The sequence below is a fragment of the Pseudomonas sp. Leaf58 genome (assembly GCF_003627215.1).
In the GTDB taxonomy this organism is placed as follows: Bacteria; Pseudomonadota; Gammaproteobacteria; order Pseudomonadales; family Pseudomonadaceae; genus Aquipseudomonas.
This window is the reverse complement of sequence record NZ_CP032677.1, coordinates 5,168,704-5,191,257: the sequence shown is the minus strand read 5'-3', so window position 1 is coordinate 5,191,257 and position 22,554 is coordinate 5,168,704. Positions and strand designations below refer to the sequence as shown.

The window sequence follows — 22,554 nt, the reverse complement described above, 5'->3', positions numbered from 1 at the left end:
GGCAGGCCACGCGGGCACAAAAATCTTGTTGGGAGTTTCACTCATGGCAGTTGCCTCCGGTGCCTATAAAAAAGCCCTCGAGGGTGGCCAGCAACCCAAGCAGGTGCTGGTCAAGATCGACCGGGTTACGAAAAAGTTCGACGAAACGGTAGCCGTGGACGATGTGTCCCTGGAAATCCGCAAGGGCGAGATCTTCGCCCTGCTGGGTGGCTCCGGTTCTGGCAAGTCCACCTTGCTGCGTATGCTGGCCGGCTTCGAACGCCCCACAGAAGGGCGGATTTTGCTCGATGGCGTCGACATCACCGACATGCCGCCCTACGAGCGGCCGATCAATATGATGTTCCAGTCCTACGCGCTGTTCCCGCACATGACCGTGGCGCAGAACATCGCCTTTGGCCTGCAGCAGGACAAGCTGCCCAAGGCAGACATCGACGCCCGCGTGGCCGAGATGCTCAAACTGGTGCACATGACTCAGTACGCCAAGCGCAAGCCACACCAGTTGTCTGGTGGCCAACGCCAGCGCGTGGCCCTGGCCCGCTCCCTGGCCAAGCGCCCCAAGCTGCTGCTGCTCGACGAGCCGATGGGCGCACTGGACAAGAAACTGCGTTCGCAGATGCAGCTTGAGCTGGTGGAGATCATCGAGCGCGTGGGTGTGACCTGCGTGATGGTGACCCACGACCAGGAAGAGGCCATGACCATGGCCCAGCGCATCGCCATCATGCACCTGGGTTGGATCGCCCAGATTGGCTCGCCTGTGGATATCTACGAGACCCCCACCAGCCGCCTGGTGTGCGAGTTCATCGGCAACGTCAACCTGTTCGAAGGTGAAGTGGTCGACGATGCCGAAGGCCACGCGATCATTGCCAGCCCGGAGCTGGAGCGCAAAATCTACGTCGGCCACGGCATCACTACGTCGGTAGAAGACAAGCACATCACCTACGCACTGCGCCCGGAAAAAATGCTGGTCACCACCCAGCAACCAACCTGCGAGCACAACTGGTCGCGCGGCAAGGTGCACGACATCGCCTACCTGGGTGGCCACTCGGTGTTCTACGTCGAGCTGCCGAGCGGCAAGGTCGTGCAGTCGTTCGTCGCCAACGCCGAGCGTCAGGGCACACGGCCTACCTGGGGCGATGAAGTGTACGTGTGGTGGGAAGACGACAGCGGCGTGGTACTGCGGTCATGAAACTGCGCAAGCTCAAGCGAGCCTTCCAGCGCCTGACCCCGCAAGGGCGGCATGTGGTGATCGGCGTGCCGTTCATCTGGCTGTTCCTGTTCTTCATGCTGCCGTTCTTCATCGTGCTGAAAATCAGCTTTGCCGAAGCTGATGTGGCGATCCCGCCGTACACCGAGATCTACAGCTACGTCGAAGACAAGATTCAGCTGGTGCTGAACCTGGCCAACTACGGCCTGTTGACCGAGGACGAGCTGTACCTCTCGGCCTACTTGGGTTCATTGAAGATGGCCTTCTTCAGCACCTTGCTGTGCCTGCTGATCGGCTTCCCGATGGCCTACGCCATCGCCAACGCCAAGAAGGAGACCCAAACGGTCTTGCTGTTGCTGATCATGATGCCGACCTGGACCGCGATCCTGATTCGGGTCTACGCCTGGATGGGTATTCTGAGTAACAACGGCCTGCTTAATGGCTTCTTGCTGTGGACTGGGTTGATCGACCAGCCGCTGCAAATCCTCAACACCAACCTGGCGGTGTACATCGGCGTGGTTTATTCGTACCTGCCGTTCATGATCCTGCCGTTGTTCGCCAACTTGGTGAAGCACGACCCGAGCCTGCTTGAAGCGGCTTCGGACCTGGGGTCGAGCACCTTCAACAGCTTTTGGAAGATCACCGTACCGCTGTCGAAAAACGGCATCATCGCCGGCTGCATGCTGGTGTTCATCCCGGTGGTGGGCGAGTTCGTGATTCCTGAGCTGCTTGGCGGCCCGGAAACCCTGATGATCGGTAAAGTGCTGTGGCAAGAGTTCTTCAACAACCGTGACTGGCCGGTGGCATCCGCCTTGGCGGTGGTGATGCTGGCGATCCTGATTGTGCCGATCCTGCTGTTCAACCGTAGCCAGGCTAAAGAGATGGAGGGCCGCGCATGAAACGCTTCAGTTTCTCCAAGCTGATGCTGGTGCTCGGCTTGCTGTTCATCTACCTGCCGATGCTGATCTTGGTGATCTACTCGTTCAACGCCTCCAAGCTGGTAACGGTATGGGGTGGTTGGTCGATCAAGTGGTACGTCGGCTTGCTCGACAACACCCAGCTGATGGGTTCGGTAATGCGCTCGCTGGAAATCGCCTGCTACACAGCGGTAGCGGCGGTGGCGCTGGGTACGCTGGCGGCTTTCGTGCTGACCCGGGTTACCCGTTTCAAGGGCCGCACGCTGTTCGGTGGCCTGGTCACCGCGCCGCTGGTGATGCCCGAGGTGATTACCGGCCTGTCGCTGTTGCTGCTGTTCGTAGCCATGGCGCAGATGATCGGCTGGCCGCAGGAGCGTGGCATTGTCACCATCTGGATCGCCCACACCACGTTCTGTGCAGCATATGTGGCAGTAGTGGTGTCGGCTCGCCTGCGTGAGCTGGACCTGTCTATCGAGGAAGCGGCGATGGACCTGGGTGCCAAGCCGTGGAAGGTGTTCTTCCTGATCACCATCCCGATGATCGCGCCGTCGCTGGCGGCGGGCGGCATGATGTCGTTCGCGCTGTCGCTGGACGACCTGGTACTGGCCAGCTTCGTCTCCGGCCCGGGTTCGACCACCTTGCCGATGGAAGTGTTCTCGGCGGTACGGTTGGGTGTGAAGCCTGAGATCAACGCTGTCGCCAGTTTGATTCTGCTGTCGGTGTCGCTGGTGACCTTCTTTGTCTGGTACTTCAGCCGCCGCGCTGAAGAGCATCGTCGCAAGGCGATTCAGCAGGCCATCGAAGAGGGGGCGGCGGCGAATGCCTCGCAGCCACAGGTCAAGCGCCCGACGCAGGTGGCTGCGTCGGCCTGACCCGGCCCTTTCGCGGGTGAACCCGCTCCCACAGGAATATCACTGCCTCGGGCCTGTGTTGATCCCTGTGGGAGCGGGTTTACCCGCGAATGCCTCAACTCTGATTTAAAGCCAGACTGCATCCCAGTGTGGATAGTCCCTTACACGGTTGACCAGTCCAGCCCGCAAGGGGTTGGCAACGATGTACCTGGCGACATGCACCATGCTTTCCTCCCGCCTTAAAGCCCGGTCCTGATACCCAGACTGCCATACCGGATCATGCTCAACCCCCGCCTGATGCAAAACCAGACTGGACCTGGACTTGAACCTGCGCGTCAAGGTGCCCAGCGTCGTGCCTTTCAACTCGATCAGCCAATGCAGATGGTCCGGCATCAGTACCCAAGCCAGTGACCGGCAGGCATGTTCCTCATCCGACTGGCGCAGTTGGTGTATGACCAGTCGGGCATGGTGGAAGTCATGGAACAGTGGCTTGCGCTGGTGGGTGACTGTGGTGAGCAGATAGAGCCTGCCAAGCTCTGAATAGCGACCACGGCGGAGTAGATGGGATTGGGCCTTAGGCATTGATTCTTCCTTGAAAAAGATGACCTCTCCAAGGTAGTGGTTGTGATGCAGGCATCGTGCAGTGGATGGTTTCTGGATATGGCAGAGGCTAGTGTGTGACTGTGCCGGCCCTTTCGCGGGTGAACCCGCTCCCACAGGTATTGCGCAACCCCTGAAGTCTGCACATGACCCTGTGGGAGCGGGTTCACCCGTGAAAGGGCTGCACAGGCGCCGAAAATGCCAGCTTGATTCCCGTCAGTGCCGTTTATCCAACCCTGAACTACGCTGACAGTCGCATCCCACGAATCATTTGCGCGCAAGCAAGGAGCCTGCATGACGTTGATGGGTCCGCTGTTGGTTGTTTGCCTGGGGCTGGTGTCGCTGCTGTCAGGCTGTAGCAAGGAAGAACAGACCGAGCAGCTGCCTCGGGTTGGCGTGCAACAGGTATCTCCGACCGATTTCGCTGCCAGGGTCACCCTGACCGGCGATGTGCAGGCGCGGGTGCAGACCGACCTGTCGTTCCGGGTGGGCGGCAAGATCATTTCGCGCAGCGTCGATGTCGGCGACCACGTCAAGGCCAACCAGGTGCTCGCGCGCCTGGACCCGAAAGACTTGCAGAACAACGTCGACTCGGCCAAGGCAGAGGTGTTTGCTGCGCAGGCGCGGGTCACCCAGACCAGCGCTGCCTTCGTGCGCCAGCAAAAGCTGCTGCCCAAGGGCTACACCAGCCAAAGCGAATACGATTCTGCCGAAGCTGCACTGCGCAGCAACCAGAGCGCGCTCAAGGCTGCCCAGGCACAACTGGCCAATGCCAACGAGCAACTGAGCTACACCGCACTGGTCTCCGAGGCGGATGGGGTCATCACCGAGCGCCAGGCCGAGGTCGGCCAAGTAGTGCAGGCGACCATGCCAATTTTCAGCCTGGCCACAGACGGCGACCGTGATGCCGTGTTCAACGTCTACGAATCGCTGCTGGTGGCCCCACCCAGCGATGCCGGGGTGATCGTCAGCCTGCTGGATGACCCCAAAATCCAGGCCCGGGGCTTCGTACGCGAGATCACCCCAACCGTGTCGGCACAAAGCGGCACGGTGCAGGTCAAGGTAGGGCTCAAAGACGTGCCGCCTGGGATGCAATTGGGCGCCCCGGTGACCGCCACCACCAATGCCCAGGGCCGCCCGAGCATCGAACTACCGTGGTCGGCGCTGACCAAGGCTCTGCATGAACCTGCCGTGTGGGTAGTAGGCGAGGGCGACAAGGTGGAGCTGCGCAAGGTCGAGGTCACCCGTTACCTCACCGGCAAGATCGTCATCGCCAGTGGCCTGAAGGGCGGCGAAACTGTGGTCGTCAACGGGGGGCAGTTGCTGCACCCTGGAATGCAGGTAGAGAAAATCGACGGCAAGGCCCCAGGGAGTAAGCTATGAAGCCTCTGCTGCTGTTGATCTCCACCGGTATGCTGCTGAGCGCCTGTAGCAGCGAAGAGAAAGCTCCCGAGCCAGTTCGCCCGGTCCTGTCGGTAACGGTGGAACCGCAGGTGCAAGCGCAACTCGGGCGCTTTGCTGGCAGTATCCAGGCGCGCTTCGAGAGCACCCTGGGCTTTCGCGTTTCTGGGCGTATCGCCCGGCGCTGGCTGGATGTGGGCGCTCAGGTGAAGCCGGGTGACACCCTGGCCACCCTCGACCCGACCGACCAGCAAAACCAGTTGCGCGCCGCCGAAGGCGACCTGGCCAAGGTGCAGGCGCAGTGGATCAACGCCCAGGCGGATGCCCGCCGCCAGCAACAGTTGTACGACCGTGGCGTAGGTGCCCAGGCCCAGCTGGATATTGCCCAAACCAACCTGAAAACCACCAGTGCGGCCTTGGAGCAGGCGCGTTCTGCGCTTAGCCAGGCCCGCGACCAGCTTGACTACAGCACTCTGCGCAGCGACCACGCCGCAGTGATTACCGACTGGAAAGCCGAAGCCGGGCAAACCGTTACCGCTGGCCAGGCCGTGGTGACCCTGGCCCGGCCTGATGTGAAGGAAGCGGTGATCGACCTACCGATCGGCCTGGCCGAGCAGCTGAGCAAAGGCCTGACCTTCACCGTTGCTTCGCAACTCGACCCCACCATCAACACCACCGCTAGCCTGCGCGAACTGGAGCCCCAGGCCGACGCCACCACCCGCACCCGTCGCGCCCGCCTGACCCTGGCCAGCACGCCCGCAGCTTTCCACCTGGGCACTGCCATCAGCGTGACCTTGAGCTCGGCAGTGACGCCCCGTAGCGAACTGCCCCTGAGCGCATTGCTTGAGCGCGATGGCAAGACCCAGGTGTGGGTGATCGACCCACAACAGAAAACCGTGGCCACCCGTGACGTGGCCCTGATCGCTCGCACCGACGAGAGCATCGTCCTGACTTCGGGCGTACAGCCCGGCGAGCGGGTAGTGACCGCGGGCGTGAACAGCCTCAAGCCTGGCCAGAAGGTCACCTTCGACGAGGATGCGCAATGAAAGGAAGCTTCAACCTGTCCGAGTGGGCACTCAAGCATCAATCGTTCGTCTGGTACCTGATGTTCGTTGGTTTGCTAATGGGGATCTTCTCCTACTTCAACCTGGGCCGTGAGGAAGACCCCTCGTTCACCATCAAAACCATGGTGATCCAGACCCGTTGGCCCGGCGCGACCCAGGACGAAACCCTGTACCAGGTCACCGACCGCATCGAGAAAAAGCTCGAAGAGCTCGACTCGCTCGACTACACCAAAAGCTACACCCGCCCCGGTGAGTCCACGGTTTATGTGTACCTGCGCGATACCACGAAGGCCAAGGACATCCCGGAAATCTGGTACCAGGTGCGCAAGAAGATCCAGGATATCCGCGGCCAGTTCCCCCAGGGCATTCAGGGGCCAGCCTTCAACGACGAGTTTGGCGACGTATTCGGCTCGATCTACGCCTTTACCTCCGACGGGCTGACCCTGCGCCAGCTACGCGACTACGTTGAACAAGCCCGCGCCGAAGTGCGCGATGTGCCCAACATCGGCAAGATCGAGCTGGTCGGTACTCAGGACGAAGTGCTTTACCTCAACTTCTCCACGCGCAAGCTGGCAGCCTTGGGCATCGACCAGCGTCAGGTAATGCAGGCCCTGCAATCGCAGAACGCGGTGACCCCGGCCGGGGTCATCGAGGCAGGCCCCGAGCGCATCTCGGTGCGCACCACCGGCCAGTTCGCCTCGGAGAAGGACCTGCAAACCGTCAACCTGAAAATCAACGACCGCTTCTTCCGCCTGGCTGATATTGCCAACATCGAGCGTGGCTACGTCGACCCGCCAGCGCCGATGTTCCGCTTCAACGGCCAGACGGCCATCGGCCTGGCTATTGGCATGAAGGCCGGCGGCAACATGCAGGTATTCGGTGCGGCACTGAAAAAGAAAATGGACAGCGTGATCACCGACTTGCCGGTCGGGGTGGGCGTGCACACCGTTTCCGACCAGGCAGTGGTCGTCAAGCAGGCGGTCGGCGGCTTTACCGGCGCGTTGTTCGAAGCGGTGGTGATCGTGCTGGCGGTGAGCTTCGTCAGCCTTGGCGTGCGCGCTGGGTTGGTGGTGGCCTGCTCGATCCCATTGGTGCTGGCGATGGTCTTCGTGTTCATGGAGTACAGCGGTATCACCATGCAGCGCATTTCGTTGGGCGCATTGATCATCGCCCTCGGCCTGCTGGTGGATGATGCGATGATCACCGTGGAGGTCATGGTCACACGTTTGGAAATGGGCGAAAGCAAGGAGCAGGCAGCGACGTTCGCCTACACCTCAACAGCATTCCCCATGCTCACCGGCACCTTGGTGACCGTGGCCGGTTTCGTGCCCATCGGGCTCAATGCCAGTTCGGCGGGTGAGTATACCTACACCTTGTTCGCCGTCATCGCTGTGGCGCTGATCGTGTCGTGGGTGGTGGCAGTGTTCTTCGCGCCTGTGCTGGGCGTACACATTCTGAACAGCAAGGTCAAAGCCCATGAAGCAGAAACCGGCCGGGTAGGGCGAGCGTTCGAACACGGCCTGTTGTGGTGCATGCGCAACCGCTGGTTGACCATTATCGGCACGGTGCTGCTGTTTGCCTTGGCGATTTTCTGCGAGCGCTTCGTACAGAACCAGTTCTTCCCGTCTTCGGACCGCCCGGAAATTCTCGTTGACCTCAACCTGCCACAAAACGCTTCGATCGAAGAAACGCGCAAGGTTGTCGACCGGTTGGAGGCAAGGATCAAGGACGACCCAGACCTGGTGCACTGGAGCAGCTACATCGGCCAGGGCGCAATTCGCTTCTACCTGCCTTTGGACCAGCAGTTGCAAAACCCTTACTACGCCCAGTTGGTAATCGTCAGTAAAGGCTTCGAAGAGCGCCAGGGCATGATGGACCGGCTGCAGAAGCTGCTGCGTGAAGAGTTTGTCGGCATCGGTACCAACGTCCAGTCGCTGGAGATGGGCCCGCCGGTAGGGCGGCCGATCCAGTATCGGGTCAGCGGCGCCAATATCGACCAGGTGCGCCAGCATGCCATCGAGTTGGCCACCTTGCTCGACCAGAACGAGCACATCGGCGAGATGATTTACGACTGGAACGAGCCTGGTAAGGTTCTGCGTGTCGAAATCGCCCAGGACAAGGCCCGCCAGTTGGGGTTGTCATCCGAAGACGTAGCCAATGTGATGAACAGCATCGTCAGCGGCGTGCAGATTACCCAGGTTAACGACAATATCTACCTGGTTAACGTGGTTGCGCGCGCCGATGACAGCGAACGCGGCTCGCCTGACACCCTGCAGAACCTGCAGATTCTGACCCCCAATGGCACCTCGATCCCGCTGCTGTCGTTCGCCACCGTGCGATACGAGCTGGAGCAACCGCTGGTGTGGCGCCGTGACCGCAAGCCGACCATCACCATCAAGGCCTCGGTCAACGGCGACATCCAGCCCACCGACCTGGTGGCGCAGCTGAAACCGAAGATCGACGAGTTCGCCAGCAAGCTGCCAGTGGGCTTTGAAGTGGCCACCGGCGGTACGGTGGAGGAGAGCGCCAAGGCCCAGGGGCCGATACGCAAAGTGCTGCCGCTGATGCTGTTCCTCATGGCAACTTTCCTGATGATCCAGCTGCACAGCGTGCAGAAGCTGTTCCTGGTGGTCAGCGTGGCGCCGCTGGGCTTGATCGGTGTGGTGCTGGCGCTGGTGCCCACGGGTACGCCGATGGGCTTCGTGGCGATTCTCGGCATCCTTGCGCTGGCGGGCATCATCATTCGTAACTCGGTAATCCTGGTAACCCAGATCGACGAATTCGTCGCGCAAGGTTTTTCGCAGTGGGATGCGGTGGTAGAAGCAACCAACCACCGGCGCCGGCCAATTTTGCTAACGGCGGCGGCAGCGAGCCTGGGCATGGTGCCGATTGCCCGCGAGGTGTTCTGGGGGCCGATGGCCTACGCCATGATTGGCGGGATCATCGTCGCGACCCTGCTGACCTTGCTGTTCCTGCCCGCCTTGTATGTGGCTTGGTACAAGATCCGCGAGCCACAGAAACAACCCTGAAGGCCAACACGGCCCGTTGTAGGAGCGGGTTTACCCGCGAATGCGGTGGTGAATCCACTAATGCATTCGCGGGTAAACCCGCTCCTACAAACGGTCGCGTGGCCAGTTATAAAATTGGTTATATAAACATTCTTAAACAGTATTTTTAAGAATAACCCCGCCTCACTACTATTGCCCTCAAGCCAGGCAATAAATCCCCTTCAAACCCCTGCCCGGCATCTCACTCCAAGGAGAACGAGCATGAGTGCATCGCTGCGTAGCATCGACGGTCAGGACGAAGCCACCATTTTGCGTGAAATCCAGAGCGCCTTGCGCGACCTGCGTTTCGGTGCGGTGGAGATCACTGTGCACAACGCTCAGGTCGTCCAGATCGAGCGCAAGGAGAAGTTCCGCCTGCAACAGCCAGGCAACAAGGCCGGCTGATCGCGCCACCCATTCAAAATTAGAAAAATGCCAATCGGGAGCTTCACCATGTCCATCCGCCGTTATGCGCTCGCCGCTCTGGCCAGTGCTGTTTTTGCCGGTTCTGCCATCGCCAAGGACTACGAACTGCTGAACGTGTCCTACGACCCGACCCGTGAGCTGTACCAGCAGTACAACGCCGAGTTCATCAAGCACTGGCAGCAGGCCCACCCGGGCGACAAGGTGAAGATCCAGCAATCCCACGGCGGCTCGGGCAAACAAGCCCGGGCGGTGATCGATGGCCTGCGCGCCGACGTGGTGACCCTGGCCCTGGCAGGTGATATCGACGAAGTCGCCAAGCTCGGCAAGACCCTGCCGGACAACTGGCAGACCCGCCTGCCGGACGCCAGCACGCCGTACACCTCGACCATCGTGTTCCTGGTGCGCAAGGGCAACCCGAAAGGCATCAAGGACTGGGGTGACCTGATCAAGAAGGACGTGTCGGTCATCACTCCCAACCCAAAAACCTCAGGCGGTGCCCGCTGGAACTTCCTGGCCGCTTGGGCCTATGGCCTGAAAGCCGGTGGTAGTGAAGACAAGGCCAAAGCCTACGTGCAGGAGCTGTTCAAGCACGTGCCGGTGCTGGATACCGGCGCCCGTGGCTCGACTATCACCTTCGTCAACAACGGCCAGGGCGACGTGCTGCTGGCCTGGGAAAACGAAGCCTTCCTGGCGCTGAAGGAAGACGGTGGCGCTGACAAGTTCGACATCGTCGTGCCGTCGCTGTCGATCCTGGCCGAACCGCCAGTGGCGGTGGTGGACAAAAACGCCGAGAAGAAGGGCAATACCGAGATTGCCACTGAATACCTCAAGCACCTGTACAGCCCGGCCGGGCAGAAGATTGCCGCCGAGAACTTCTACCGCCCGCGTGACGAGAAAGTTGCTGCGGAGTTCGGCAAGCAGTTCCCCAAACTTGACCTGGTGACCATCGACAAGGACTTTGGTGGCTGGAAGACTGCGCAACCGAAATTCTTCAACGATGGCGGTGTGTTCGACCAGATCTATCAGGCACAGTAAGGGCCAAGGAAAAGCGGGGCCGCTATGCGGCCCATCGCAGGCAAGCCAGCTCCCGCAGGATTACCACAGCCCCCACGGCTGCGCGGTCTCTGTAGGCGCTGGCTTGCCTGCGATGGGCTGCAAAGCAGCCCCAGGATTCAGAAGCTTGCACCAGCCTGGGTTTTTTCCGGGCCAAGTGCATTGAACCAGGGATATATATGTCACGTCGCATCTCCCCCGTCATACCCGGCTTCGGGCTGACGCTGGGCTACACCTTGGTGTACCTCAGCCTGATTGTGCTGATACCGCTGGCGGCTATGTTCATCCATGCCTCGCAGCTGACCTTCGAGCAGTTCTGGAACATCATCAGTGCGCCGCGGGTACTCGCCGCGCTCAAGCTGAGTTTCGGCACCGCCCTGTTCGCCGCCATCATCAACGGTGTGATCGGTACCCTGTTGGCCTGGGTACTGGTGCGCTACACCTTCCCCGGGCGCAAGATCATCGATGCGATGATCGACCTGCCGTTTGCCCTGCCCACCGCCGTTGCCGGTATTGCCTTGACTGCCCTGTACGCGCCTGCCGGCTGGGTTGGCCAGTTCGCCAGTGGCTTGGGTTTCAAGATTGCTTACACCCCGCTGGGCATCACCTTGGCCTTGACCTTCGTCACCCTGCCGTTCGTGGTGCGCACGGTGCAACCGGTACTGGCCGATATCCCCCGCGAAGTGGAGGAAGCCGCTGCCTGCCTGGGCGCCAAGCCGTTGCAGGTGTTCCGCCATGTGCTGGCACCAGCGCTGCTGCCGGCCTGGCTCACCGGTTTCGCCCTGGCCTTCGCCCGCGGGGTGGGTGAGTATGGCTCGGTCATCTTCATTGCCGGCAACATGCCGATGAAGACCGAGATCCTGCCGCTGTTGATCATGGTCAAGCTCGACCAGTACGACTACACCGGCGCGACCGCTATCGGCGTGCTGATGCTGGTGGTTTCCTTCATCCTGCTGCTGCTGATCAACCTGTTGCAGCGCCGTATCGAAACCCCTTGAAGGAGGCCGGCATGTCCAGTTCATCCCTGAATGCAACCGCCGCCGCCAACGCCGCCCGCCGTGGCAGCAGCACTGCGCGGCGTATCCTGATTGGCCTTGGCTGGCTGGTGTTTGCACTGTTCCTGCTGCTGCCGCTGGTGATCGTGGTGTCGCAGGCGCTGAAGAACGGCTTTGGCACGTTCTTCGAGGCTATCTTCGAGCCCGACGCACTGTCGGCACTGAAGCTGACCCTGCTTGCCGTGGTTATCTCGGTGCCGCTGAACCTGGTGTTTGGTGTCAGCGCGGCCTGGTGCGTGAGCAAGTACACCTTCCGTGGCAAAAGTATCCTGGTCACCCTGATCGACCTGCCGTTCTCGGTGTCGCCGGTGATTGCCGGCCTGGTCTATGTGCTGATGTTCGGTGCGCAAGGCCTGTTTGGGCCGTGGCTGCAGGACCACGACATCCAGATCGTGTTCGCCCTGCCGGGCATCGTCCTGGCGACCATCTTCGTCACCGTACCGTTCGTGGCCCGTGAACTGATCCCGCTGATGCAAGAGCAGGGCACGCAGGAAGAGGAGGCCGCGCGCCTGCTTGGCGCCAATGGGTGGCAGATGTTCTGGCACGTAACCCTGCCGAACATTAAATGGGGCCTGATCTATGGCGTGGTGCTGTGCACCGCGCGGGCCATGGGCGAGTTTGGCGCGGTGTCGGTGGTGTCGGGCCACATTCGTGGCGTGACCAATACCTTGCCGCTGCATGTGGAGATCCTCTACAACGAGTACAACCACGTCGCGGCCTTCAGCGTGGCCAGCCTGCTGCTGATCCTGGCGCTCTTCATCCTGCTGCTCAAGCAGTGGAGCGAGAACCGTATTAACCGCCTGCGCCACAGCGCCGCGGAGGAATGACTCATGTCGATCGAAGTTCGTAACGTCAGCAAGCGCTTCAACAGCTTCCAGGCCCTGGACAACATCAACCTAGACATCAACAGCGGCGAGCTGGTGGCCTTGCTCGGCCCGTCCGGCTGCGGCAAGACCACCTTGCTGCGCATCATCGCCGGCCTGGAAACCCCGGACCAAGGCAATATTGTGTTCCATGGCGAGGACGTTTCTGGCCATGACGTGCGTGACCGCAACGTCGGTTTCGTGTTCCAGCACTACGCACTGTTCCGCCACATGAGTGTGTTCGATAACGTCGCCTTCGGCCTGCGCATGAAGCCCAAGGGCGAGCGCCCGAGCGAGAGTAAAATCGCCGAGAAGGTGCATGAGCTGCTGAACATGGTGCAGCTGGATTGGCTGTCCGACCGTTACCCAGAACAATTGTCTGGCGGCCAGCGCCAACGTATCGCCCTGGCCCGTGCCTTGGCGGTGGAGCCTAAGGTGCTGCTGCTGGACGAGCCGTTCGGTGCGCTGGATGCCAAGGTGCGCAAGGAGCTGCGCCGCTGGCTGGCGCGGCTGCACGAGGACATCAACCTGACCTCGGTGTTCGTTACCCACGACCAGGAAGAAGCCATGGAAGTGGCAGACCGAATCGTGGTGATGAACAAAGGTGTGATCGAGCAGATCGGCTCGCCTGGTGAGGTGTACGAGCAGCCGGCCAACGATTTCGTCTACCACTTCCTGGGCGACTCCAACCGCCTGGCCCTGAGCGAAGGGCACCACGTGCTGTTCCGCCCGCACGAAGTATCGCTGTCACGGCATGAGACCGAAGGCCACCATGCAGCCGAGGTGCGCGATATCCGGCCATTGGGCGCGACCACGCGGGTGACGTTGAAGGTGGAAGGGCAGAGTGAGCTGATCGAGGCCGAGGTGGTCAAGGACCATGACAGCCTGACCGGGCTGGCGCGGGGGGAGACGCTGTTCTTCCGGCCGAAGGTTTGGCAGAAGGTGGCGGATATCTGAGCCGCCTTTGCTGATGAAGAGCCCGGGGTTGGTCCCGGGCTTTTTTATGCCTGAGAGATTGCCGGGGCTGCATTGCAGCCCCGGCAATCTCATGCCTTGCGCGAATATTTTGCATGCCCGCAAGGCATCGGTTTAATAACGGCCCGTTACAGCCCGCGAAATCCGCGGCCTTGCCACAATTCAATAAAATTTATATTCAATTAAGTTCTAGTCATAATTTTAAACATTACTTTAAGGGATAAGCCCCTGGGCCCGATGATTCAGCCACACACCTGAATCAAGAACCCCCAGGAGTTTGATCAATGGGTAATGTCCAGTCGGCCGTCAGGGCCTACGACCAGCCATGGCGCTCGGCCCCGGGCGACCTGGTCGAGCTTGGACGCACGCTTCGCCTGCCACTGGGCCAACTGCGCCTCCAACGCACGCCGGTCAGCGGCCTCAAGCGCCGCGACAAGCTGGTGCTGGGCCTGCTGGTGCTGGCCCTGCATGGCGCCGCCGCGTACTGGCTCAGCCAGGCGCCAACGCCCGAACTGCCGGTGGTGCCACCACAAGTGCCGCCCATGACCATCGAGTTCGCCGCGCCTGCACCGCCAGTGGTCGAGCCGCCGCCACCCGCCCCAGCGCCGCCCGTGGTCCAGCCGCCACCACCACCGGTTGTCGACGAGCTGGCCGCCAAGCCCAAACCTAAGCCCAAACTCGTACCCAAGCCGGTGGTCAAGCAAGCGCCAAAACCCCAGCCCAAGCCGGTCGAAGCACCGCCGCCAGCCCCTGTGGCCGCCCCGGCACCGCCTGCGCCCGCGCCACCCGCGCCGGCCCCGATAACCCCGGCATCGGCCAACGCTGCGTACCTGAAGAACCCGGCACCGGACTACCCACAGATGGCCCAACGCCGTGGCTGGGAGGGCACCGTGCTGTTGCGCGTCGAGGTACTGCCCAGCGGCAAGCCTGGGCAGATCCAGGTGCAGAAGAGCAGTGGCCGCGATGCCCTCGATGCCGCCGCGCTGGCCGCGGTCAAGCGCTGGAGCTTCGTGCCTGCCAAGCAGGGCGACGTGGCCCAGACCGGCTGGGTCAGCGTGCCGATCGATTTCAAGCTTCGCTAACTTTTCACAGAACACAGGAAGACACCCTCATGAGCCTGCTGGCATCCCCCCTAGAATCCGTTGAAAGCGCAGTCATCTGGCTGCTGGTTGGTTTCTCTGTCGTCACCTGGGGCCTGGCCCTGGTCAAGGTGGTGCAGTTCGTGCGGCTGAAAAACCAGGACAAGCGGTTCCACCAGCAGTTCTGGGCGGCCTCCAGCCTGGACTCAGCTGCAGAGCTTAGCCATGAGCTGCCGGGCCCGGCCGCCCGGGTTGCCCAGGCCGGCTACGCAGCCATCGCGGTCGGCGATACCCAGGCCAATGACCTGAGCCATGCCATCAACCACCAGGACCGCCTGGAGCGCGCCCTGCGCCAGCAGATCGTGCGGGAGCGACGCTCATTGGAAACCGGCCTGGCAGTGGTTGCCAGTATCGGCAGCACCTCGCCCTTCATCGGCCTGTTCGGCACCGTGTGGGGCATCATGGAAGCGCTCAAGGGCATCAGTGCGGCCGGCTCCGCCAGCCTGGAAACGGTAGCCGGGCCGATCGGCGCGGCGCTGGTAGCCACCGGTGTGGGTATCGCCGTCGCGGTACCGGCAGTGCTGGTTTACAACTACTTCCTGCGTCGTCTCAAGCTCACCGCCGCCGACCTTGATGACTTTGCCCACGACTTCTACAGCCTGGCGCAGAAGAGTGCCTTCCGCGTACTGCTGCACCCGGCCGTGCACAAGGCCCAGGCCGGTTTCACCCAACCTGTGAAAGAGGCGTCCTGACATGGCCTTTTCGACCCAGGATAGCGACGAAGTCCTCAGTGAAATCAACGTCACGCCGTTGGTGGACGTCATGTTGGTGCTGCTGGTGGTGTTCATCGTCACCGCACCGCTGCTGACCAATGCCATCCCCATCAACTTGCCCAAGACCGAGGCCGTGGCGCCGGTGGAGCAGAAGGACCCGCTGGTGGTCAGCATCGATGGTGATGGCAAGCTGTTCATCAACAAGGACCCGATTCAGCCCGAGTTGTTGGAAACCAACCTCAAGGCCGCAAAGGACAAGGACGCGAATGTGCGCGTGCAGTTGCAGGCCGACGACGGGGTGAATTACGGCGAAGTGGCGCGGGCCATGGCGGCCATCGAACGGGCGGGGATCAGCAAACTGGCGGTGATTACCGCACGCTGACATACGGTCCATCCTCTTCAGGCAAGTGACTCTCGCAAGTGCGTAGGGGCCATATCTCTTGGCAGGGAATGGCCCTTTTTTTTGGAGCTGCTAGTTTGCAGCTTATTGCGTAATGTTATTAATAAATAGCTTCTTATTCCTTTACCAATATAACTCCCTCCCTATACTGGTCTCCAAGCACGCAAACTTAGTGGAGGCGTCCCCATGCGCAATGAGTCGATTCGTTACCTGATTGTGCCGGGCTGGCAAGGATCGCCAGACAACCATTGGCAAAGTCACTGGCAGCGCACCCTGCCCAACAGCGCGCGCGTCGAGCAGCACGACTGGCTGACCCCGCAACGCCAGGATTGGGTGCAGGCGCTGGAACAGGCGGTTGCCGCCGAGCGCTCACCAGTGATTCTGATTGCCCACAGCCTGGGCTGCATCACCGTCGCCCATTGGGCCGCGCAGGCCAGCCCGGCCTTATTGCAGCAAGTGCGTGGCGCGCTGCTGGTGGCGCCGGCGGATGTCGAGCGGCCCAATTGCGCGCCAGCCCTGCGCAATTTCGCACCGATCCCGACTCAGCCACTGCCGTTCCCCAGCCAGGTGGTCAGCTCGGACAACGACCCGGCCGTGAGCGTGCCACGGGCGCTGTACCTGGCCCAGGCCTGGGGTGCCGAGGCAGGGCTGCTAAGCAACGCCGGGCACATTAATGTCAAGTCTGGGCATGAGCGCTGGGAGCAAGGCTTCGCCTACCTGTATCGCTTGCAGAGCCGGGTCGAACAGCGCGCACTGCGCCGCGCCTGATCGCCCCTACTGTTTACCTTTTGCCTGACGCCCGGCCCATGAAGGCCTAGGGCGGGAGCACGTAATGACTGTTCATAACCCGTTTGGCCAGCCGCTGCTGACTTTTCCCGAACTGGACAAGAGCCCGCTAAGCATCCGTGCCAAGGCCCTGGTGTTCATCGACCCGCGTTCGCAGCAGCTGCGTGAAGACCTCGAACGCCTGGCGCCGCAACCTTTGCCGGTGCTGATCCGTGGCGAAACCGGCACCGGCAAGGAACTGCTGGCACGGCAGATCCACCGCGCCAGTGACCGCGGCGGGTTGTTCGTGTCGGTCAATTGCGCGGCCATCAGCCCCACTTATGCCGATGCTGAGCTGTTTGGCTACAGCGCCGGTAGCCATGGCGGCACGGCCAGCAGCCGCGCCGGCTGGTTCGGTTCGGCCAACGGCGGCACGCTGTACCTGGACGAGATCGCCGACCTGCCTTTGGCCATCCAAGGCAAACTGCTGGCGGCCCTGGAAAACCGTGAGGTCACCCGGGTGGGCGCACAGCAGCCGCAGCCCGTGGATGTGCGCCTGGTAGCCGCCACCAGTATCGACCTGGCACGGGTGGTACGTGCGGGGCGCTTCAACGAGCGCTTGTACCAGTACTTGCGCGAAGGCGCGCTGGCGCTGCCGCCATTGCGTGAGCGGCCGGGCGATATCCTGCCGTTGGCCGAGTACTTCGTGGGCATCTACAGCGTGCGCCTACAGCGGGCTGTGCCGCTGGTGAGCGAGGCGGCGCAGCAGGTGCTGGAGGCACACGCCTGGCCCGGCAACACCCGTGAACTGGAAAACGTCATCCACTTCGCCTTGCTGGTCAATGACGGCGACGAAATCCTGCCGGCTGACCTCGACCTGCTCAACCCCGCGCGTTAGCCAGCGCTCATAAGCAAAGTGGCTGATGGCAATTTATTTTTGGCATAAGCAGCTAAGTAAAAGATATTGTTCCGGAATAAAAAAACTCGGTATCGTCCGTTTCACGCCCACTGATGAACCGGTTGGGCAGCCGATTCGCCATCGTCGATGGCCCAGATTCAGAACAAGGACCACCATGAAGAAGACCCTGCTGACCACTGCCCTGGCCGCTGCCCTGTCGTTCTCCGGCTTGGCTGCCGCTGCCGAGAAACTGGTGGTTGCTGCCACGCCGGTACCGCACGCTGAAATTCTCGAACTGATCAAGCCAACCCTGGCCAAGGAAGGCGTAGACCTGCAGATCAAGGTCTTCACCGACTACGTTCAGCCAAACGTTCAGGTTGACCAGAAGCGCCTGGACGCCAACTACTTCCAGACCCTGCCTTACCTGCAGAACTTCAACGAAGGCAAGGGTACCCACCTGGAAACCGTGGTCGGCGTGCACGTCGAACCCTTCGGCGGTTACTCGAAGAAGGTCAAGGCCCTGAGCGAGCTGAAAGAAGGCGCCACCGTTGCCATCCCTAACGAGGGCAGCAACAGCGGCCGCGCCCTGCTGTTGCTGCAGAAGGCAGGCCTGATCACTCTGAAGGACCCGAAAAACGCCCTGGCCACGCCCAAGGACATCGCCGAGAACCCGAAAAAGCTGAAGTTCCGCGAGCTTGAGTCGGCCATGCTGCCGCGCGTGCTGGACCAAGTCGACCTGGATATGATCAACACCAACTACGCCCTGGAAGCCGGCTTGAACCCGGCCAAGGATGCGCTGGTGATCGAAGGCGCCGACTCGCCGTACGTGAACTTCCTGGTTGCCCGCCCGGACAACAAGGACAGTGAAGCCATCCAGAAACTGGCTAAGGCGCTGACCAGCCCGGAAGTTAAAGAGTTCATCGCCAAGAAGTACCAGGGTGCTGTACTGCCGGCGTTCTGATCCGCTTGTAGTGATGGAAAAACGCCGACGCATAGGTGTCGGCGTCTTTGTTTCTGCCCACAGTTACCTGCGGGCAGGCCCGCAAACACCGACGTAGCCGGTGCCATCCACCGCGTCGCCTGCGTCGCGGGCACGCACGCTCCCACAGGGTTTTGCATACGCCGATCAATATGGGCGCTGGCTTGCCGCCGATGGTCTGCAAGGCAGCCCCGGCAGTCTCAAGAGTTACGCGGCAACCAGTTCAGCAGAAAATCATTCACCACCCGCGGGTTCTCCAGGCTGGAGATATGCCCGGCAAATGGAATCTGCGCCGCCAGGCAACCAATGATCCGCGCCATTTCATTGGACTCTTCCGGCGGCCGCGGAATGTCCTGGTCGCCGCACATCAGGATGGTTCTCTCGCTTGGCAGCTGCTTGAGTTGCTCCAGCAGGTCGCGTCGTCCGAAGATTATCCGCCCCATGGGATCGAGGCTCTCGCGAATGGTTTGCGCACTGCTTGCCGTTAGTTGGGCACGAAACCGCTCGCGGATTTCCGGCACGGTCTGGCCGCCTGCGTGGAAAAAAATAGGCACGATGATGTCGAGCAGCGGATCGCTGAATTCGCCGGCTGCGCTGGCGGCATCCAGCAAGGCGAAGTATTTGAGCCGGGTCTCCTCCGGCTCGGCGCCCAGGTAAGTGTCCATAAGCACCAGGCGGTCAATTCGATCAGGGTGGGCAGCAGCCAGCGGTGCCCCCCACATACCGCCTACCGACAGCCCGACCAGGTGGCACTTGGTAATGTCCAGGGCGTCCAGCAACGCCAGGTGCTGGCGGACTAGGCTGTGCATGTCGATGGTCATGGCTGGCGGAGCATCGGAGCCGCCGTGGCCCCACAGCTCGGGCACGATGACGCGGAAGTGTTGCGACAGGGCGTCGATCTGCGGCTGCCACATCTCGGCGGACCATAGGTAGCTATGGCCGAGCAGGACCGGGAAGCCTTGGCCCTGGTCTATGTAGCTCATGCGCGCGCCGTCGATTTCGATGAAGTGTCTTTGCATTGAATGGGGTCTCGGTTGAGAGGGCTGCAGGGTATTTGAAAATGCAGGAGGCCGCTTTGCGGCCCATTCGCAGCACCAGGCTGTTCCTGCAGAAGAGTGAACTCAGGTAGGAGCAGCCTTGTGCTGCGAATGGGCTGCGAAGCAGCCCCTTACGGCCTTGGCACTAATCGCAAGGTACTCTGCGCCGGAATCACCCCCATCGGCACCTTCTGGTACTGCCCCTCCACATATCCCTCGGCCTGGTCGGCATAATGCCTGTCGAACGGCACGCCACTCTGCCCGACCGGGTTGATGGTCAGCGCCTGCCCGGCATCGGCAAAGTCGACCAGCCGCCGCGTCGACGGCCCATAGGTCACCGGCCATGGCGCCGGGCCGATCTTCGCCGAAAGGTTGTTCGGCACTTCATGAGTACCGGGCGCAGCGAACGGCCCAACGTTGAACAGCAGGTTCAGCGGCTTTTTCACCCCAAGCGGATGGTTGTGGGTCAGGGTATGGGCCTTGCCCCATTGCCAGCTGGCCGGGTCACTGCCCAGGGTGTTGCGCAGGTGCTTCAAGCTGTTCTGCCAGGCCATGCGTACGATGGCGGTACGGTCGGTGCGCTGGTTGGCGCCCCGTGTGGTCCACCAGGGCGAATCGGCGTCCGCGGCCAGTCGCGGCAAGGCGGCGTCGATGACGCGGGTGTTGATCAGCACCGGGAACCAGGTGTCGCCCAGTTCGTCGTGCAGCGCTGCGAACCCCAGCTCGTAGAGGAACTGGTTGAACAGCGTGGCGCTGGTCGAGTCCAGCGGGTAGTCGCCGCCCCAGGCCGCCAGTTGCTCGACCAGCTCTTTCTCTTCGTCTCCTTCCGCCACTGTGCGCAGCGTTGCCAGCAGCGGTGCCAGTGTGCGCGGGCCGTAATCGCTGGCAGTGTCCAGCTGCAGCGCCTGGCTATTCTGGGTATTCCATTTCACCTCGGGGTTGGCCAGCTGGCGGTCGAGCTGGCGGCCACGGTCGGGCAGGTTGTAGTAGCCCGGTACCGGCACCCCTGCCGGCGGCTGGTAGTTGGCCGAGACGATATAGCCCCGCGCCGGGTTCTCCTGCTGTGGGTTGACGCTGAACGGGTAGAAACCGAGCTTGTCGGCCTGCGCGCTGGCACCGTCGAGGATGAACGCCGGGTCGACGCCGTCGGGGCGGATTGGCAATTGCGCCGCCGCCCACCAGCCGATATCGCCACGGGCATTGGCCCAGACGAAGTTCAGCCCCGGCGCATGGACCTTGGCTGCGGCCTCACGCATCTTGCCCAAGGTTTCGGCGCGGTTTAGCTGGTAGAAACCGTCGAGGATCGGGTTTTCGGTTTCCAGGAATGCCCACCACATGGCGATTGGCGTGGGCCCGGCGGTGGCGCCCAGCACGTCGTTGACGATCGGGCCGTGTGGTGAGCGGCGCAAGGTGAGGGTGACCGGCGCTTCGCCTTTGATGGCGATCTGCTGCTCGGTCTTTTCCAGCGCCTGCCATTTGCCATCGACCATGACCTGGTTGGCATCGGCGGGGTTGCTGCGCTCGGCGATCAGGTCGACATCGTCGTTTTGAAACATGGTCAGGCTCCAGCCGAAGTCACGGTTGTGACCGAGCAGGGCGAACGGGTTGAGCGCCTGGAAGTAGCCGTACAGGTTGAAGCCTGGCGCCGCTAGCTCAGCCTCGTACCACACCGCCGGCACCGCGAAGCTGATGTGCGGGTCGCCGGCCAGCAACGGTTTGCCACTGCGGGTGCGGCTACCCGCGACCGCCCAGGCATTGCTACCTTCGAACTGCGGGATGCCGGCTTCGGCCAGCGCTGCGTGGCTGAGCCGGGCGAGAGCCTCCAGGCTGCGCCAATCGGCAGCGGCCAGCGGCGTGCTCAGTGCCCCCGCGGGCTGCCAGCCAAGGTCGAAGATATTCAGGTAGTCAGGGCCCAGTTGGTCGCGGATGTAGGTAAGCGCCGGCTCGGTGCGGAACGCGGCGGCAAAACTGTAGGCCAAGTAACCGGCGATGCTCAGGGTATCTTCAGTGGTGAATGGCCGCGGGGTGATACCGAGCAGGTCGAACTCCATGGGCTTGGGATGGCTGGCCTGCCAGCTGTTGACCCCATCGAGGTACGCTTGCAGGGCCTGCGATGCAGGTGATTGCGGGTCCTGACGCTTGGCCATCAGGGCGGCCTGCTCGCGAATGCGCAGGCTGCGGAACAGGGTATCGGTGGGCAGCAGCTTGTCGCCCAGTACCTCGGCCAGCTCACCGCGGGCCAGGCGGCGCATGATCTCCATCTGGAACAGCCGGTCCTGGGCATGTACGTAGCCCAGGGCGCGGTACAGGTCCGGCTCGTTTTGCGCCTGCAAATGCGGCACGCCACGGGCGTCGTAGCGCACGCTGACTGGCGCTTGCAGCCCGGCCATGGCCACCTCGCCCTCGCGTTGCGGCAGCTTGCCTTGCACGTACCAGTAACCTGCGCCGGCGGCTACGGCAACGACTAGGGCCAACAGGGTGAGGCTGCGCTTCATGCAGGCTCCTTGAGCGTTCAAGCGAAAAATGTGGTCCGATCATGGGCGGATTCGCGAACAGAGCATAGCCCCCAAGGAGGAGTTTCCATGTCCCTCAGCGAAAAACAGAAAATGCTTACAGGCCAGCTCTACCACGCTGGCTGCCCCGAGTTGCAGGCCGAGCAGATTGCCAACAAGCACTGGATGCACCGTTACAACAGCAGCGTCGAATTGCTCAACGACGCTCGACATGGGCTGTTGGCAGAGCACTTTGGCCTGGTTGGCGAAGGCGCCGTGATTCGCCCACCGTTCTATTGCGACTATGGCTACAACATCAGTGTCGGTCGCAATACCTTCATGAACTTCAACTGCGTGATTCTGGATGTGGCGCCGGTGCATATCGGCGACGACTGCCAGATCGGCCCCAACGTGCAGATCTACGCCGCTGACCATCCGCTCGACGCCGAGGTGCGGCGCAGTGGGCTGGAGAGCGGACGGCCGGTGATCATTGGCAACAACGTTTGGATTGGTGGCGCGGCGGTCATCCTGCCAGGGGTGACCATTGGCGACAACGCCGTGGTGGGGGCTGGTAGTGTGGTCACCCGTGACGTGCCGGCAGGGGCGGTGGTGGTGGGCAACCCTGCGCGGGTGCGTGGTTGATATTAAAAGCCCTGCGGTGTTGGCTGCAGGGCT

21 protein-coding genes are annotated in these 22,554 nt (G+C 61.9%); 18 read left to right on the top strand and 3 right to left on the bottom strand.

Features of this window, described 5'->3' with window-relative positions; translation table 11 throughout:
• The first annotated feature begins 43 nt into the window (after positions 1-43).
• The 3 genes from potA to DV532_RS24040 are packed head-to-tail and all read left to right on the top strand — an operon-like array spanning position 44 to position 2,993.
• Positions 44-1,186, top strand: coding sequence for a polyamine ABC transporter ATP-binding protein (potA, locus tag DV532_RS24050; protein ID WP_056794199.1), 1,143 nt, complete (start codon positions 44-46; stop codon positions 1,184-1,186).
• The gene (locus DV532_RS24045) at positions 1,183-2,103 is read left to right on the top strand and encodes an ABC transporter permease subunit (protein WP_016712587.1); all 921 of its coding nucleotides are present in this window, start codon (positions 1,183-1,185) and stop codon (positions 2,101-2,103) included. Before potA ends, DV532_RS24045 begins: the two co-directional genes overlap by 4 nt.
• Positions 2,100-2,993 carry an ABC transporter permease subunit gene (locus DV532_RS24040; RefSeq protein ID WP_056794202.1) on the top strand — a complete coding sequence of 298 codons (894 nt, stop codon included), beginning with the start codon at positions 2,100-2,102 and terminating at the stop codon, positions 2,991-2,993. Before DV532_RS24045 ends, DV532_RS24040 begins: the two co-directional genes overlap by 4 nt.
• Before the next feature lie 105 nt (positions 2,994-3,098).
• Here DV532_RS24040 and DV532_RS24035 read toward each other — a convergent pair whose 3' ends face one another.
• Positions 3,099-3,431, bottom strand: coding sequence for a transposase (locus tag DV532_RS24035; protein WP_236707473.1), 333 nt, complete (start codon positions 3,429-3,431; stop codon positions 3,099-3,101).
• A gap of 435 nt (positions 3,432-3,866) precedes the next feature.
• Between DV532_RS24035 and DV532_RS24030 the strand changes: the two genes are divergently transcribed.
• From DV532_RS24030 to DV532_RS23965, 14 genes are all read left to right on the top strand, one after another.
• Entirely contained in the window at positions 3,867-4,955 is a 1,089-nt protein-coding gene (locus DV532_RS24030) for an efflux RND transporter periplasmic adaptor subunit (RefSeq protein ID WP_056794205.1), read from the top strand.
• On the top strand, positions 4,952-6,019 hold the full coding sequence (locus tag DV532_RS24025; protein ID WP_056794208.1) for an efflux RND transporter periplasmic adaptor subunit: 1,068 nt from the start codon (positions 4,952-4,954) through the stop codon (positions 6,017-6,019). The genes DV532_RS24030 and DV532_RS24025 overlap by 4 nt, the downstream gene beginning before the upstream one ends.
• Positions 6,016-9,066, top strand: coding sequence for an efflux RND transporter permease subunit (locus DV532_RS24020; protein WP_056794210.1), 3,051 nt, complete (start codon positions 6,016-6,018; stop codon positions 9,064-9,066). The genes DV532_RS24025 and DV532_RS24020 overlap by 4 nt, the downstream gene beginning before the upstream one ends.
• 240 nt (positions 9,067-9,306) lie before the next feature.
• Positions 9,307-9,489, top strand: a complete 183-nt coding sequence (gene oscA, locus DV532_RS24015) for a sulfur starvation response protein OscA (RefSeq protein ID WP_016712582.1) — start codon at positions 9,307-9,309, stop codon at positions 9,487-9,489.
• A gap of 48 nt (positions 9,490-9,537) precedes the next feature.
• Positions 9,538-10,545, top strand: coding sequence for a sulfate ABC transporter substrate-binding protein (locus tag DV532_RS24010; protein WP_056794211.1), 1,008 nt, complete (start codon positions 9,538-9,540; stop codon positions 10,543-10,545).
• A 197-nt stretch (positions 10,546-10,742) separates the two neighbouring features.
• On the top strand, positions 10,743-11,561 hold the full coding sequence (gene cysT / locus DV532_RS24005; protein ID WP_056794213.1) for a sulfate ABC transporter permease subunit CysT: 819 nt from the start codon (positions 10,743-10,745) through the stop codon (positions 11,559-11,561).
• Between the two features lie 11 nt (positions 11,562-11,572).
• The gene (gene cysW / locus DV532_RS24000; protein ID WP_056794216.1) at positions 11,573-12,445 is read left to right on the top strand and encodes a sulfate ABC transporter permease subunit CysW; all 873 of its coding nucleotides are present in this window, start codon (positions 11,573-11,575) and stop codon (positions 12,443-12,445) included.
• A 3-nt stretch (positions 12,446-12,448) separates the two neighbouring features.
• Positions 12,449-13,438 (top strand): sulfate/molybdate ABC transporter ATP-binding protein, encoded by a 990-nt coding sequence (locus DV532_RS23995; protein ID WP_019098644.1) that lies wholly within the window; start codon positions 12,449-12,451, stop codon positions 13,436-13,438.
• 302 nt (positions 13,439-13,740) lie between these two features.
• Entirely contained in the window at positions 13,741-14,538 is a 798-nt protein-coding gene (locus tag DV532_RS23990; protein WP_056794217.1) for an energy transducer TonB, read from the top strand.
• A gap of 29 nt (positions 14,539-14,567) precedes the next feature.
• A complete protein-coding gene (locus DV532_RS23985) occupies positions 14,568-15,287 on the top strand; it encodes a MotA/TolQ/ExbB proton channel family protein (RefSeq protein ID WP_056794219.1) in 720 nt (239 codons plus the stop codon).
• A gap of 1 nt (position 15,288) precedes the next feature.
• Positions 15,289-15,690, top strand: coding sequence for a biopolymer transporter ExbD (locus DV532_RS23980; RefSeq protein WP_056794221.1), 402 nt, complete (start codon positions 15,289-15,291; stop codon positions 15,688-15,690).
• Positions 15,691-15,894: 204 nt separating this feature from the next.
• Positions 15,895-16,476 (top strand): alpha/beta hydrolase, encoded by a 582-nt coding sequence (locus DV532_RS23975; protein ID WP_056794223.1) that lies wholly within the window; start codon positions 15,895-15,897, stop codon positions 16,474-16,476.
• Positions 16,477-16,540: 64 nt separating this feature from the next.
• Entirely contained in the window at positions 16,541-17,371 is an 831-nt protein-coding gene (locus DV532_RS23970; protein ID WP_056794224.1) for a sigma 54-interacting transcriptional regulator, read from the top strand.
• 175 nt (positions 17,372-17,546) lie between these two features.
• Positions 17,547-18,332 carry a MetQ/NlpA family ABC transporter substrate-binding protein gene (locus DV532_RS23965; protein WP_019439108.1) on the top strand — a complete coding sequence of 262 codons (786 nt, stop codon included), beginning with the start codon at positions 17,547-17,549 and terminating at the stop codon, positions 18,330-18,332.
• A gap of 218 nt (positions 18,333-18,550) precedes the next feature.
• Here DV532_RS23965 and DV532_RS23960 read toward each other — a convergent pair whose 3' ends face one another.
• Together DV532_RS23960 and DV532_RS23955 are read right to left on the bottom strand one after the other, a co-directional pair.
• On the bottom strand, positions 18,551-19,369 hold the full coding sequence (locus DV532_RS23960; protein ID WP_056794226.1) for an alpha/beta fold hydrolase: 819 nt from the start codon (positions 19,367-19,369) through the stop codon (positions 18,551-18,553).
• A gap of 149 nt (positions 19,370-19,518) precedes the next feature.
• Entirely contained in the window at positions 19,519-21,882 is a 2,364-nt protein-coding gene (locus DV532_RS23955) for a penicillin acylase family protein (RefSeq protein ID WP_056794229.1), read from the bottom strand.
• Between the two features lie 87 nt (positions 21,883-21,969).
• On the opposite strand from DV532_RS23955, the gene DV532_RS23950 reads away from it, so the two are divergent.
• Positions 21,970-22,521: a sugar O-acetyltransferase gene (locus DV532_RS23950; protein WP_056794231.1), complete on the top strand. Its 552-nt coding sequence runs from the start codon at positions 21,970-21,972 to the stop codon at positions 22,519-22,521.
• Positions 22,522-22,554 lie beyond the last annotated feature (33 nt).

Coding starts and splice junctions, on each gene's coding strand:
- DV532_RS23985 (WP_056794219.1), top strand. CDS start 14,568: ATGAGCCTGCTGGCATCCCCCCTAGAATCCGTTGAAAGCGCAGTCATC.
- DV532_RS23990 (WP_056794217.1), top strand. CDS start 13,741: ATGGGTAATGTCCAGTCGGCCGTCAGGGCCTACGACCAGCCATGGCGC.
- DV532_RS24030 (WP_056794205.1), top strand. CDS start 3,867: ATGACGTTGATGGGTCCGCTGTTGGTTGTTTGCCTGGGGCTGGTGTCG.
- DV532_RS24040 (WP_056794202.1), top strand. CDS start 2,100: ATGAAACGCTTCAGTTTCTCCAAGCTGATGCTGGTGCTCGGCTTGCTG.
- DV532_RS24020 (WP_056794210.1), top strand. CDS start 6,016: ATGAAAGGAAGCTTCAACCTGTCCGAGTGGGCACTCAAGCATCAATCG.
- DV532_RS23975 (WP_056794223.1), top strand. CDS start 15,895: ATGCGCAATGAGTCGATTCGTTACCTGATTGTGCCGGGCTGGCAAGGA.
- DV532_RS23950 (WP_056794231.1), top strand. CDS start 21,970: ATGTCCCTCAGCGAAAAACAGAAAATGCTTACAGGCCAGCTCTACCAC.
- DV532_RS24025 (WP_056794208.1), top strand. CDS start 4,952: ATGAAGCCTCTGCTGCTGTTGATCTCCACCGGTATGCTGCTGAGCGCC.
- DV532_RS23970 (WP_056794224.1), top strand. CDS start 16,541: ATGACTGTTCATAACCCGTTTGGCCAGCCGCTGCTGACTTTTCCCGAA.
- DV532_RS23955 (WP_056794229.1), bottom strand. CDS start 21,882: ATGAAGCGCAGCCTCACCCTGTTGGCCCTAGTCGTTGCCGTAGCCGCC.
- DV532_RS23980 (WP_056794221.1), top strand. CDS start 15,289: ATGGCCTTTTCGACCCAGGATAGCGACGAAGTCCTCAGTGAAATCAAC.
- DV532_RS23965 (WP_019439108.1), top strand. CDS start 17,547: ATGAAGAAGACCCTGCTGACCACTGCCCTGGCCGCTGCCCTGTCGTTC.
- potA (WP_056794199.1), top strand. CDS start 44: ATGGCAGTTGCCTCCGGTGCCTATAAAAAAGCCCTCGAGGGTGGCCAG.
- DV532_RS23960 (WP_056794226.1), bottom strand. CDS start 19,369: ATGCAAAGACACTTCATCGAAATCGACGGCGCGCGCATGAGCTACATA.
- DV532_RS24010 (WP_056794211.1), top strand. CDS start 9,538: ATGTCCATCCGCCGTTATGCGCTCGCCGCTCTGGCCAGTGCTGTTTTT.
- DV532_RS23995 (WP_019098644.1), top strand. CDS start 12,449: ATGTCGATCGAAGTTCGTAACGTCAGCAAGCGCTTCAACAGCTTCCAG.
- DV532_RS24045 (WP_016712587.1), top strand. CDS start 1,183: ATGAAACTGCGCAAGCTCAAGCGAGCCTTCCAGCGCCTGACCCCGCAA.
- oscA (WP_016712582.1), top strand. CDS start 9,307: ATGAGTGCATCGCTGCGTAGCATCGACGGTCAGGACGAAGCCACCATT.
- cysT (WP_056794213.1), top strand. CDS start 10,743: ATGTCACGTCGCATCTCCCCCGTCATACCCGGCTTCGGGCTGACGCTG.
- cysW (WP_056794216.1), top strand. CDS start 11,573: ATGTCCAGTTCATCCCTGAATGCAACCGCCGCCGCCAACGCCGCCCGC.